We start from the raw sequence: 12,790 nt of genomic DNA on the forward strand, positions 1-12,790 counted from the left end.
CCCTCACCGCGGTGATCCCACCGACTCTCACAACTCAACACCTCACCCAACACGTGTCATATAGCGGGCACGTGATCGAAAGGAACACCAAGTGCTCATCGCACAGCGTCCCACTCTCACCGAGGAAAAGATCTCCGAGAACCGCAGCCGGTTCGTCATCGAGCCGCTCGAGCCCGGCTTCGGCTACACGATCGGCAACGCGCTGCGTCGCAGCCTGCTCTCGTCGATCCCCGGTGCAGCTGTCACCAGCATCCGCCTCGACGGAGTCCTCCACGAGTTCAGCACCATCCCGGGTGTGAAGGAGGATGTCACCGAGATCATCCTCAACATCAAGCAGCTCGTCGTCTCGTCGGAGCGCGATGAGCCGATCACCGCCTACCTGCGCAAGACGGGTGCGGGCGAGGTCACCGCTGCGGACATCTCGGCGCCTGCCGGTGTCGAGGTGCACAACCCGGAGCTCGTCATCGCGACGCTCAACGACACCGCGAAGTTCGAGCTCGAGCTCACCATCGAGCGCGGCCGCGGCTACGTGTCGGCGTCGCAGAACCGCAGCGAGTACGCCGAGGCCGGTCAGGTCCCGATCGACTCGATCTACTCCCCGGTCCTCAAGGTCAGCTACCGCGTCGACGCCACCCGCGCCGGCGAGCGCACCGACTTCGACAAGCTCGTGCTCGACGTCGAGACCAAGGCGTCCATCGTCCCGCGCGACGCCGTCGCCTCGGCCGGCCGCACCCTGACCGAGCTGTTCGGCCTCGCCCGCGAGCTGAACGTCGAGGCCGAGGGTATCGAGATCGGCCCGGCGCCGGTGGAGGCCGTGCTCTCCAACGAGCTGTCCATGCCGATCGAGGACCTGGACCTGTCGGTCCGCTCGTACAACTGCCTCAAGCGCGAAGGCATCAACACGGTGTCCGAGCTCGTCGCCCTCTCGGAGACGCAGCTCATGAACATCCGCAATTTCGGACAGAAGTCGGTGGACGAGGTGCGCGACAAGCTCGTCTCGCTCGGCCTGTCGTTGAAGGACTCGGTGCCCGGTTTCGACGGCGCCCACTTCTACGGCGGCTCCGAAGACGAGTCCTACTGATACCCGACCCTTCCGATTCCAGGAGTTAGACAACAATGCCCAAGCCCACGAAGGGTCCCCGCCTCGGCGGCGGCCCCGCCCACGAGCGTCTGCTGCTTGCGAACCTCGCCGCGGCCCTGTTCACGCACAAGTCGATCAAGACGACCGAGACCAAGGCCAAGCGCCTTCGTCCGCTCGCCGAGCGCCTCGTCACGTTCTCCAAGCGCGGCGACCTGCACGCCCGTCGCCGGGTCCTGTCGATCCTGCGCGACAAGGACGCGACCCACGTGCTGTTCGCGGAGATCGCACCGCTGGTCGCCGAGCGTGAGGGCGGCTACACCCGCATCACCAAGGTCGGCAACCGCAAGGGCGACAACGCCCCGATGGCCGTGATCGAGCTCGTCCTCGAGCCCGTCTCGCCGAAGAAGAAGGCCGCGAAGACGACGAAGGCCGAGGCCCCCAAGGCCGAGGAGAAGCCCGTCGAGGAGGCTCCCGTCGAGGAGGCTCCCGTCGAGGAGGCCGCCGAGGTCGTGGAGGAGGCCCCCGTCGAGGAGGTCTCCGCCGCTGACGAGAAGGCCGCTGACGAGAAGGCTGCTGACGCGAAGGCTGCCGAGTAGGCATCCGCTCCGGTTCGATCGAGACCCGTCGCCCCTCTGGGCGGCGGGTCTCGTCGATTTGCCGGACGGCGCCGGTGCCGTTATCCTTGACGTAACCGAAGACCGCAGGTCATCGGGGTGCGCGCAAGCGGATCCCGATCGAAGCACTGCAGAGCATGATCCCCGGATCCCGCTCGCAGAGGGCCCGCGCAGGTGTCACGATCGAATCCCTCTCGGGAATCCCGCTCCGTGCGCTTGCGCCGGAGCGTTTTTCTTTGCCCGAGAACGACCGAGGTCCAGGCCGATGCCTCACTGCCGTGAAGCATCTCGTACACACAAGGAGTGGCCATGGCGCAGAAGGAAGCATCGGTCGCCGAGCTCACGAAGAACTTCGAGGACTCGACTGCCGTTCTGCTCACCGAGTACCGCGGTCTGACGGTTGCAGAGCTCAAGGAGCTCCGCAACAGCATCCGTCAGGACGCGGAGTACGCCGTGGTGAAGAACACGCTGACCAAGATCGCCGCGAATAACGCGGGGATCTCGTCGATGGACGACGACCTCAAGGGTCCGTCGGCCATCGCGTTCGTGCACGGCGACCCGGTCGCCGTCGCGAAGGGCCTGCGTGCCTTCGCCAAGGCACACCCTCTTCTCGTGATCAAGGGCGGCTATTTCGATGGCAACCCTCTGACCGCAGACGAGGTCAACAAGCTCGCCGACCTCGAGAGCCGTGAAGTCCTGCTGGCGAAGCTCGCCGGCGCGATGAAGGCCTCGCTCACCAAGGCGGCGTACCTCTTCAACGCTCCGCTGTCGAAGGCCGTTCGCACGGTCGACGCGCTGCGTGAGAAGCAGGAATCCGCTGCCTGATCAGGGCACGGCGACAAAAACCACAATCAAGGAGATACATCATGGCAAAGCTCAGCACTGAGGAGCTTCTCGACGCGTTCAAGGAGCTCACCCTCATCGAGCTCTCCGAGTTCGTGAAGGCCTTCGAGGAGACCTTCGACGTCACCGCTGCGGCTCCGGTCGCTGTTGCCGCTGCCGGCGTTGCCGGTGGCGCTGGCGACGAGGCCGCCGCGGAGGAGAAGGACTCCTTCGACGTCGTGCTCGAGGCTGCCGGCGACAAGAAGATCCAGGTCATCAAGGTCGTCCGCGAGCTCACCTCGCTCGGCCTCGGCGAGGCCAAGGCCGTCGTCGACGGTGCCCCGAAGGCCGTCCTGGAGGGCGTCAACAAGGAGGCCGCCGACAAGGCGAAGGCCGCTCTTGAAGAGGCCGGCGCGTCGGTCACCCTCAAGTAATCTCGCGTTCCACGCGTGCGAAGGCCCCGGGTCCGCCCGGGGCCTTCGTGCGTCCCGGGCTTTGCGTTCCCGCCCCTGCGATCCCGCTCCGGATCACACCTGCCGGGGCGCGGCGGTGGACGAGCGCACGACCAGCGACGACGGGGCGATCACGTGCTCGGCGGCGCCGCCCGGATCCGCCATGCGGGACCGCAGCAGGCGCACGGCCTCCTGGCCCTGCGAGACCGGGCTCTGCCGGATCGTGGTGAGGGCGAACATCTCGGCGTAGCGGTGATCGTCGATGCCGACGACGCTGAGCTCCGCGGGCATGCCGATCCCCAGCCGACGTGCGGCGATGATCGCGCCGATCGCCGCCTCGTCGCAGACCGCGACGATCGCGGTGGGGCGGTGCCGCCGATCGGCCAGCAGGTCGACGGCGGCGGCGAAGGCGTCCGGGATCGTCGAGGAGGCGGGGATCGTGCGGATGCGCTCCACGAGGCCCGCCGCGGTCATCGAGACGCGATAGCCCTCCGAGCGCCGTTTGTCCCCGATGCCGAAGCGATCGGGGTCGGGGATGCCGCCGAGGAAGGCGATGTCCTCGTGGCCGAGGTCGATCAGATGCTCGGTCGCGACGCGGGCCGCGGCGACGTCGTCGATCGAGATGGCGCTGGAGCGCTCATAGAAGGGGCCGACCGTGACGAGGGGGAGTCGTGCGGCCTCCAGGCGCTCCAGCTCGTGCGCACCCGGCTGGACGCAGACGGCGATGATCCCGTCGACGCGGCGCCGGGCGAGTGCATGGTCCAGCATCCGCTCCCGGTCGGCGCTGCCCTCGGCGGCGTTGTAGAGCACGAGGTCGAGGCGGGCCTCCACGAGCGCCCGCTGGAGCCCGGAGAGCAGCTCGGCGAAGTACCAGCGATCGACGGACGGCATGATCACCCCGACGGTCTGCGTGCGTCCCGTCGCGAGATTGGTCGCACTGGAGTGCGCCACGTAGGCGAGGTCCTGAGCCGCGCGTTCCACACGGGCGCGGGTCTCGGCGGAGACGTAGCCGCTGCCGCTCAGGGCGCGACTGGCCGTGGCCTTCGAGACGCCGGCTCGTGCGGCGACGTCGGCGATCGTGGTCATCGATCCGAGATCCTCTCGTTCGGTGCGGGATCCCCAGCCCGGCATCGTTGCGGCGCCTGTTCATCGTACTGGGTGGACAGGGATAAGGGAACCGGTTCCACACCGCGGCGAATGGGAGCGCTCCCATCTCTCGCGGGGGTTGTGCGAGGTCCCGCTCTCTCCATCCGCCTGAATGGTTGCCAGGTTGTGATCCGCAAGGAGTTGTGCTCCGGTGGCGGCGTCCCATAGGGTCACCTGGAAGCGGTTCCTGGGAGGAGCCTCAGCGTGGAGAAAAGCTCTCTTCGCGGTTCAAAGGAGAAACGTATGGGAATGTCTCAGCGACGCCGTCTCGTCGCCCCCCTCGCCGTCCTCGGCGTGATGGGCCTCGCGCTCGCGGGCTGCGCCGAAGGCGGCAGCGGATCGGGCGGCAGCGGCTCGGGCAGCGATGCCGGCAAGGGCGAGACCGTCAGGATCTCCGGTGGCATCACCGGCACCGAGGCCGAAGACCTCAACGCGTCGTTCGAGAAGTTCACGAAGGACACCGGCATCAAGGTCGAGTACACCGGTGACAAGAGCTTCGAGGGCAACATCGTCACGAAGGTGAACGGCGGCGACGCCCCGGACATCGCGATCGTCCCGCAGCCGGGTCTGCTGAAGACGCTGGTCGAGACCGGCAAGGTCAAGACCGCGCCGGAGGCCGTCTCGAAGGCGGTCGACGAGAACTGGTCCAAGGACTGGAAGACCTACGGCACGTTCGACGGCAAGTTCTACGCGGCGCCGATGCTCGCGAACCTCAAGGGCTACATCTGGTACCAGCCCGCGAAGTTCAAGGAGTGGGGTGTGGAAGTCCCCAAGACCTGGGACGAGCTGCTCACCCTCACCAAGACGATCCAGGAGAAGACGAGCACGACGCCCTGGTGTGCCGGGTTCGCCTCGGGCGAGGCATCGGGCTGGCCCGGAACCGACTGGGTCGAGGACCTCGTCCTGCGCCAGGCCGGTCCCGAGGTCTACGACAAGTGGGCCGCCGGCGACGTGAAGTTCACGGACCCGGAGATCGCCAAGGCGTTCGACGCCGTGGGCTCCATCCTGAAGGACCCGGCCTACACCAACGCGGGCTTCGGCGACGTGAAGAGCATCAACTCGACCGCGTTCGGCGATGTCGCCGCGAAGGTGGCCGACGGCAGCTGCGCGCTCACCCACCAGGCGTCGTTCCTCTCGGCGAACTTCCTCGACGTGAAGAACGCCGCGGGCGCGACCCCGACGGTCGCCCCCGACGGTGACGTCTACGCCTTCCTCCTTCCCGGCATGAAGGCGGGCGAGCTCCAGGTCGAGGGCGGCGGCGAGTTCGTCACCGGCTTCTCCGACAGCGCGGCCACCGTCAAGGTGCTCGAGTTCATGGCCTCGCCGGAGTTCGCCGATGCCCGTGTCAAGCTGGGCGGCGTCATCTCGGCCAACAAGAAGGCCGACCCGACCCTCGCGTCGAGCGAGTTCCTCCAGGAGGCCATGAAGACCCTCCAGGATGAGAAGACGACCTTCCGTTTCGACGCCTCGGACCTCATGCCGTCCACCGTCGGCTCCGGATCGTTCTGGAAGGGAATGGTCGACTGGATCGACGGCAAGGAGACGCCGACCGTGCTGTCCGACATCCAGGCCGGCTACGCCAACTAACAGGCGCAGCAGAGGCGTACTGAACGCATTCCGCTGAGCGGTGCGGGGCCGGGCGACAACGTCCGGCCCCGCACCATCATCCGTGGCGGGGCGCGTTCGGTCGTTCTTCAGAAGGGGGTTTCCATGTCACAAGTGTCCGTCGACAACGTCGTTCAGACAGACACGCCCGTGACGACGCACGGAGTGGACGCGAAGGGGCGCAGGATCACGCGCACCGTCGTGGTCATCGGCTTCGTGCTCGTCGCCGCACTGCTGTTCCTGCTCGTCTTCACCACACCCGCCGAGGAGTCCGCGCGGGTCACCATCGGCTTCTCGCTGAACAGCTTCTTCCTCTGGCTGGGCGGGATGAACCCGCTGCTCCAGATCCCGGTCGTCCTCGTCGCGTTCGCCGCGGTGGTGGGCATCGTCCTGGTGCTCATCGAGTACGCACCGCGCCCGGGCCGGGGCTACTTCATCATGCGCCTGGTGGCCTGCCTGGTCATCCCGGTGCTGGCCTTCATGCTGCTGCGCCCGTACTCGAACGCCGTCCTGTACGTCGTCGCGATCGCGCTGCTCGTCGGTGCGCTGCTGTTCTTCGCGGACTACCGGTCGCGGCAGGGTGCCGGCTACCTGTTCCAGCTCATCCTGTTCATGGCTCCGGCCGCGATCATGCTGCTGCTGGGGCTCATCTATCCCGCGATCTCGACCTTCTTCAAGTCGTTCTTCGACAAGACGGGGGCGAACTTCGTCGGGCTCGAGAACTACGTCTGGGTGTTCACCAACCCCACCGGCACCGCCTCGGTCGTGAACACGTTGATCTGGGCGGTCTTCGCCCCGATCATCTCGGTCGTGGTCGGGCTCGCCTACGCCGTCTTCATCGACCGGGCGCGCGGTGAGAAGATCCTGAAGGTCCTGGTGTTCATGCCGGTGGCGATCTCGTTCGTCGGCGCGGGCATCATCTGGAAGTTCATGTACGACTACCGGCAGGGAGACCAGCTCGGCCTCCTGAACGCGATCGTGACGCTGTTCGGCGGCGACCCCGTGAACTGGCTCGCGGTCAAGCCGATCATCAACACCGTGATGCTGCTGGTCGTGTTCATCTGGACGCAGACCGGTTTCGCGATGGTGATCCTGTCGGCCGCGATCAAAGCGGTCCCGGCCGAGCAGCTGGAGGCGGCGTCCCTGGACGGCACCAACGCCTGGCAGCGCTTCACCAACGTCACCGTCCCCGGCATCCGGTCGTCGCTGATCGTCGTGCTGACGACGATCACGATCGCCTCGCTGAAGGTCTATGACATCGTCGCGGTGATGACCGGAGGTCGAGACGACACCACCGTCCTCGGCTTCGAGATGGTCAACCAGCAGCAGCGCTTCCAGAGCTACGGCCACTCCTCGGCTCTCGCCGTGGTGCTGTTCGTCTTCGTGCTGCCGCTGATCATCTACAACGCCCGTTCGATGCGCAAGCAGAGGGAGATCCGCTGATGACCACCACCGAAGCGGTCACCGTCGACAACCGCACGAAGCGCCAGGTGGAACGAGACACCCGTCGCAACGAGGCGATCGCCCACAAGAAGCTGACGTCCAAGGGCGCGACCATCGCGGCCGTGATCATCGCCATCTTCTGGACGATCCCGACGTTCGGGCTGTTCGTCACCTCCTTCCGCCCCGGCTCCGACACGCAGTCGACCGGATGGTGGACGGTGTTCACCAACCCCGATTTCACGTTCGACAACTACGTCGAGGCGTTCACTGCGGGCGGGACGTCCACGACCCTCGCCTCGGCGTTCGTGAACTCCCTGGCGATCACGATCCCGGCGACGGTCTTCCCGATCGTGATCGCGGCGCTCGCTGCGTACGCGTTCGCGTGGATCGACTTCAAGGGGCGGAGCCTGCTCTTCATCTTCGTCTTCGCGCTCCAGATCGTGCCGCTGCAGATGGCGCTCGTCCCGCTGCTGAGCCTGTTCTCGGAGGGGCTCGTCGTCAACGGCGTGCCGATCTTCCCCGGGTTCGGCCTCAACGACGTCAGCTACAGCTTCGCCCGCGTGTGGATCGCCCATGCGATCTTCGCGCTGCCGCTGGCCACGTTCATGCTCCACAACTTCATCTCGGAGATCCCGGGGGAGATCGTGGAGGCGGCACGCGTGGACGGTGCGGGGCACGGGCAGGTGTTCTTCCGGATCATCCTCCCGCTGGCGATGCCGGCGATCGCCTCGTTCGGCATCTTCCAGTTCCTCTGGGTCTGGAACGATCTGCTCGTCGCGACGATCTTCGCCTCGCCCGGCGCCTTGCCGATCACCCAGGCGTTGAACTCCCTGTCCGGGACGTGGGGCAACAAGTGGTTCCTGCAGTCCGCGGGAACCTTCATCTCGATCATCGTTCCGTTGATCGTGTTCTTCGCGCTGCAGAGGTTCTTCGTGCGGGGACTCCTGGCGGGAGCCACCAAGGGGTAGCCCTCGGAGACATCTGCGCCAGGCGCGCAGGGCGACATTCGCACCGGAGGTGCAGGGTCGGCGGGAGTGCGGTCATCGCACTCCCGCCGATCTGCGTTCCGGGGTCGGCGTGGCGTGGGGCACGGGAGTAGGCTGGGAGGATTCTCGCGGAGTCGAATCGGTTCGACTCCGCTGTTCCCGTCTCAGGGCGCGCCATTCCCTCCGCCGCGCCCCATCCGACTCGTTCTCCGCACTGTCCTATCCCCGCACTGTCCTATCCCCGCACTGTTCTATCCCGCGCTGTTCCATTCCTGGACCGCTCCATCCCCGCCCCTCTCCTCCGGAAGCCTCGTGACCGAACCCACTCCTCCCGCCGACCGCGCCGACGACGCGACGCCCGCTCCCGACGGCCTCGGGAAGGCCGCCCCCGGTGCTCCGGAGCGCACGGCGACCGGCAGCATCAGAACGGTCACCGGGTCCATCCGCACCTCGACCGCGACCGGCGCGATCCGCACGCTGGGCGCGAATCCGGCGACGGCGCCGGTCATGCTCCACCCGGGCGATGCGATCCCGTCCGCCCGCCGGGTGGTCTACATCATCCTGCTCGGGGCGCTCACGGCCCTCGGGCCTTTCACGATCGACCTGTACCTCCCGGCGTTCCCGGTGCTGGAGGCCGACTTCCACACCACGGCCGCCGCGATCCAGCTCACCCTCACGGGCACGATGATCGGGTTCGCCCTCGGGCAGCTCGTCGTCGGTCCGTTGAGCGACAAGGTGGGGCGGCGCGTCCCCCTGATCACCGTCACCGCGCTGCACGTGGTGGCGAGCGTCGCGGCCGCGCTCTCCGCGGACCTGCTGCTCCTCGGCGCGGCGAGGGTGCTGATGGGCGTCGGCGCCGCGGCCGGCGGGGTCGTGGCGATGGCGATCGTGCGCGACCTCTTCGGCGGGCGGAGGCTGGTCGTGATGCTGTCCCGGCTGGCGCTGGTGTCCGGCGTCGCGCCTGTGGTGGCGCCGCTGATCGGGTCCTGGCTGCTGGGCGTGATGCCCTGGCAGGGCATCTTCATCGTGCTCGCCGGATACGGCGCGGTGATGCTGGTCTCGGCGATCGTGCTCATCCCGGAGACGCTGCCGAAGGAGCGGCGTCAAGAGCGGGGATCCACGACCGTGTGGCAGCGGTATCGCAGCGTGCTCTCGGACCGGGTGTTCGTGGGCGTCCTCATCATCGGCGGGATGACCTTCTCCGGGCTGTTCTCCTACCTCTCCGCCTCGCCGTTCCTCTTCCAGCAGACCCACGGGCTGGACGCGCAGCAGTACGGCCTGCTGTTCGCGATGAACTCGGTGGGCGTGGTCGTGGGCGTGCAGGTCTCCTCCCGCCTGGCGGCGCGGTTCGGGCCGCAGTGGGTGCTCGCGGTGTCCACCGCGGTGCTCCTGGTCTCCGGGGCGGCGATCATCGTGACCGATCAGCTGGGCCTCGGGCTGTGGGGCACCGTGGTGCCGCTCTGGGTCTTCATGACCGCCTGCGGGTTCAGCTTCCCCTGCGTGCAGGTGCTCGCGCTCGACCGTCACGGTAAGGCCGCCGGCACCGCGGCGTCGATCCTCGGCGCCAGCAACAACGGCATCGCGGCCCTCATCTCGCCCGTCGTCGGATGGATCGCCCGGGACGCGGGGATCACCGCGACCACGATGGCCTCGGTCATGGTCGGCTGCGCGGTGGTCGGCGTCCTGTCGCTCTGGCTCATCGTGCGGCCGCGGACCGTGGCGATGCTCAGCCCCTGAGACTCAGCTCCTGGCTCTCAGCCCCTGAACCCAGCCCCTGACCCTTGATCCTGCGCTGTGGGGGCGTGCGCGGCGCAGGGCGTTCACAGGGCGTCCGGACAGAATGGGCGGATGACCCGCCGCAGCGCCCTCATCGTCGGAGCCGTATGCCTGGGGGTGGCCGTCGTGCTCGGTGTTCTCGTGATCGTGCGCCCCGGGATCATCCAGGGGCTCGATGACGCATGGAACATCGAGATGGGCGAGTGGCGCTCGCCGGCGCTGATCGGCTTCGCGCTCGTGATGAACAGCATCGGGGGCGGATGGATCGCGACCCTCGTGATCCCGCTCGGACTCGCCGTCCTGCTCCTCCTCGTCCGCGGATGGCGGTCCGCAGCGTTCGCGCTCGTCGCCTTCCTCGGCAGCGCGCTCGTGGTGCAGGCGATCAAGCACGCGCTCGGGCGACCACGACCGCAGGATCTGCTGATCGCCTCCGACTTCGGCTCCTTCCCGTCCGGGCACACGTCCAACGCGGCGACGATCGCGATCGTCCTGAGCCTGCTCTTCCCGCACGCGCTCACCCTGATCGGCGGCGCGCTCTGGGTGATCGCCATGGCGTTCTCGCGGACCGTGCTCAGCGTGCACTGGTTCAGCGACACGGTCGGCGGCGCGCTCGCCGGGGCGGGGGCTGCCCTGCTCGTCGCCGCCGTGGTCTGGCCGTGGATCGTCCGAGGACGGAACGGGCGAGGCCTCCTCGCCCGCGTGTCCCGATAGGCGCGACGGGGCCGCGTCGACCGATCGATAGGCTGATCGGAGCCGTCCGTCGTCCGAGGAGATCGCTGTGTCGCACATCCGTCCGTACCGTCCCGCAGACCGTGATGCCCTGTACGAGGTGTGCCTGAAGACGGCGGCCTCCGGTGGGGACGCGACAGGGGTGCTCGCCGACGACCTGCTGTGGGGCGATCTGTTCGCCGTGCCGTACGTGGAGCGCGATCCCGGGCTGTCGTGGGTGGTGGAGTCCGAGGACGGCCGGACGATCGGATACATCGTCTCGACCGACGACACCGATGCGTTCGAGCAGTGGTTCCGTGACGAGTGGTGGCCGACGCGAGCCGGTCGCTATGCGCGCTCGGGGGAGGCGGAGCCGACCCGTCAGGACGCCCTCCTCGACTACGCCGACGGCCGCGGCCCCGGCAAGGAGCCGAACACCGCCGAGTATCCGGCACACCTCCACATCGACCTCCTTCCGGAGACGCAGGGCCAGGGGCTGGGGCGCCAGCTCGTGCAGCACCTGTTCGCCGAGCTCGGCCGTCGCGGCGTCCGTCGACTCCATCTCGGCATGAGCCCCGAGAACACCGGTGCCGCCGCGTTCTACGACCGGCTCGGGTTCACGCCGCTCCCGTCGCCGGAGGGGACGGCGATCCTCGGCATCTCCGTCCGCGAGGGCTGACATCTCGCCGACTCTGCTCAGCCGATCCTGCTCGGGCCGAAGTGACTCGGGCCGAAATTGCTCGGGTCGAAATTGCTCGGGTCGAACAGCTCAGGCGGAACTGCTCAGACGGGGACCGCTCAGGCGGAAACTGCTCAGGCCGATTCTGCTCAGGCGGGGTCGGCCTGATCCGCCGCGCGGAAGTCGGTGAGGATCTCCGTCCATCGCCGCAGGAACCGCGGCTCATCGAATCGGCGACGGCGCATCCACGAGGTCACCTCGTCGTTGCTCTTGCTGGCGTTGCAGGACCGGCAGGCGGGGACGACGTTCTCGAGCGTGTACCGCCCGCCGCGGGAGATGGGCAGGACGCAGTCCTTCTGAAGGGCGGCGCCGTCCGCGCCGCAGTAGGCGCATCGCGCCCAGGCGTCGAGGATCCGGTGCCACTGGACGTCGGTGAGGTCGCTCCCGGAGGCTGCGACGCGACGGGCGCGGCGGCGGGACGCGCGTGCGCGCCGGGTCTGACGGAGAGCCACGGGACGACGCTATCGTCCGGACTCCGATCGACGGCCACGCCGCGCCCGCGTCGTCCGTCCGCTCCGGGCCGTTGTCCGCTCCCGTTGTCCGCTCTGGGGCGTCCGGCCACGGGGCGTTTGTCCATGGGGTGTTCGTCCATGGGGTTGTTCGTCCGCGGGGCGCTGAACGCGAGCATGCCTGAGGATGAAACGAGAACGCCTGGAGAGTGCCGCATTCGCGATACTCTCCAGGCTGTCTGGCGGAGGATGGGGTGTCTGGGTTCGGGACATAGGCGACAGGTGATCGGCGACACGTGAGTCGGGTCATAGGCGACAGACTCGGGCATGTCGAAGCATCGGGTCGTCGTGTTGAAGATCATCGCCGGGCAACTCACTGTGACCGCCGCCGCGGCCGAGTACGGACTCTCCCGCCAATACCTCCATGTCCTCCTCGCCCGCTACCGAGCCGAGGGACTCGACGGCCTTGAACCACACTCACGCGCCCCGCTGTCGAGCCCGCAGACGACCACGGAACGGGTCCGGGAACGGATCATCGCCCTCCGACAGCAGCTGACCGCGGACGGCCTCGACGCCGGGCCCGTCACGATCTCCTGGCACCTGCGCGAGGAAGGCCTAAAGCCCCCGTCCACGTCTACGATCCGCCGGATCCTGCACCAGGCCGGGCTGGTCACCCCCGAGCCCCGCAAACGCCCCCGCTCGTCCTACGCTCGCTTCGAGGCGGCCCAGCCGAACGAGACCTGGCAATCCGACTTCACCCACTGGCGCCTCGCCGACGGCACCGACGTCGAGATCCTGAACTGGCTCGACGACCACTCCCGCGCACTGCTGTCCTGCACCGTCCACACCCCGGTCACCGGAGACGACGTCGTCACCACGTTCCTCGCCTGCATCGACAAGCACGGCACACCCGCATCCACGCTCACCGACAACGGACGCGTCTACACCGCCCGCCACGGCGGCGGCCGC

General features: G+C 67.9%; 13 protein-coding genes. 11 read left to right on the plus strand and 2 right to left on the minus strand.

Going from position 1 to position 12,790, the window contains the following annotated elements:
* Positions 1–91 precede the first annotated feature (91 nt).
* The 4 genes from J2Y69_RS06655 (at position 92) to rplL (ending at position 2,951) form a co-directional block, all read left to right on the plus strand.
* Positions 92–1,081, plus strand: coding sequence for a DNA-directed RNA polymerase subunit alpha (locus tag J2Y69_RS06655; RefSeq protein WP_310018813.1), 990 nt, complete (start codon positions 92–94; stop codon positions 1,079–1,081).
* Positions 1,082–1,116: 35 nt separating this feature from the next.
* The gene (gene rplQ / locus J2Y69_RS06660; RefSeq protein ID WP_310018815.1) at positions 1,117–1,677 is read left to right on the plus strand and encodes a 50S ribosomal protein L17; all 561 of its coding nucleotides are present in this window, start codon (positions 1,117–1,119) and stop codon (positions 1,675–1,677) included.
* A gap of 327 nt (positions 1,678–2,004) precedes the next feature.
* On the plus strand, positions 2,005–2,520 hold the full coding sequence (rplJ, locus tag J2Y69_RS06665) for a 50S ribosomal protein L10 (RefSeq protein ID WP_310018818.1): 516 nt from the start codon (positions 2,005–2,007) through the stop codon (positions 2,518–2,520).
* 41 nt (positions 2,521–2,561) lie between these two features.
* Positions 2,562–2,951 (plus strand): 50S ribosomal protein L7/L12, encoded by a 390-nt coding sequence (gene rplL / locus J2Y69_RS06670; RefSeq protein WP_310018820.1) that lies wholly within the window; start codon positions 2,562–2,564, stop codon positions 2,949–2,951.
* 93 nt (positions 2,952–3,044) lie between these two features.
* Here the strand turns inward: rplL and J2Y69_RS06675 are convergent, their stop codons facing one another.
* Positions 3,045–4,055, minus strand: a complete 1,011-nt coding sequence (locus J2Y69_RS06675) for a LacI family DNA-binding transcriptional regulator (RefSeq protein WP_310018822.1) — start codon at positions 4,053–4,055, stop codon at positions 3,045–3,047.
* A gap of 303 nt (positions 4,056–4,358) precedes the next feature.
* On the opposite strand from J2Y69_RS06675, the gene J2Y69_RS06680 reads away from it, so the two are divergent.
* The 6 genes from J2Y69_RS06680 to J2Y69_RS06705 all read left to right on the plus strand — a co-directional run bounded on the left by J2Y69_RS06680 (position 4,359) and on the right by J2Y69_RS06705 (position 11,312).
* Positions 4,359–5,702: an ABC transporter substrate-binding protein gene (locus tag J2Y69_RS06680; RefSeq protein WP_310018824.1), complete on the plus strand. Its 1,344-nt coding sequence runs from the start codon at positions 4,359–4,361 to the stop codon at positions 5,700–5,702.
* Positions 5,703–5,825: 123 nt separating this feature from the next.
* On the plus strand, positions 5,826–7,163 hold the full coding sequence (locus tag J2Y69_RS06685) for a carbohydrate ABC transporter permease (RefSeq protein ID WP_310018826.1): 1,338 nt from the start codon (positions 5,826–5,828) through the stop codon (positions 7,161–7,163).
* Positions 7,163–8,131, plus strand: a complete 969-nt coding sequence (locus J2Y69_RS06690) for a carbohydrate ABC transporter permease (protein ID WP_310018829.1) — start codon at positions 7,163–7,165, stop codon at positions 8,129–8,131. The genes J2Y69_RS06685 and J2Y69_RS06690 overlap by 1 nt, the downstream gene beginning before the upstream one ends.
* Positions 8,132–8,656: 525 nt before the next feature.
* Positions 8,657–9,886: a multidrug effflux MFS transporter gene (locus J2Y69_RS06695; RefSeq protein WP_310018852.1), complete on the plus strand. Its 1,230-nt coding sequence runs from the start codon at positions 8,657–8,659 to the stop codon at positions 9,884–9,886.
* Between the two features lie 111 nt (positions 9,887–9,997).
* Entirely contained in the window at positions 9,998–10,636 is a 639-nt protein-coding gene (locus J2Y69_RS06700; RefSeq protein ID WP_310018831.1) for a phosphatase PAP2 family protein, read from the plus strand.
* A 67-nt stretch (positions 10,637–10,703) separates the two neighbouring features.
* Complete coding sequence (locus J2Y69_RS06705) at positions 10,704–11,312, plus strand: GNAT family N-acetyltransferase (RefSeq protein ID WP_310018833.1); 609 nt, start codon at positions 10,704–10,706, stop codon at positions 11,310–11,312.
* Positions 11,313–11,461: 149 nt separating this feature from the next.
* Here the strand turns inward: J2Y69_RS06705 and J2Y69_RS06710 are convergent, their stop codons facing one another.
* Complete coding sequence (locus tag J2Y69_RS06710) at positions 11,462–11,824, minus strand: HNH endonuclease (protein ID WP_310018834.1); 363 nt, start codon at positions 11,822–11,824, stop codon at positions 11,462–11,464.
* A gap of 324 nt (positions 11,825–12,148) precedes the next feature.
* On the opposite strand from J2Y69_RS06710, the gene J2Y69_RS06715 reads away from it, so the two are divergent.
* Positions 12,149–12,790, plus strand: a 642-nt coding sequence (locus tag J2Y69_RS06715; protein WP_310018836.1) for a helix-turn-helix domain-containing protein, incomplete at its 3' end; no start/stop codon positions are given.

It is taken from the genome of Microbacterium resistens, assembly GCF_031456305.1.
Lineage (GTDB): Bacteria > Actinomycetota > Actinomycetes > Actinomycetales > Microbacteriaceae > Microbacterium > Microbacterium resistens_A.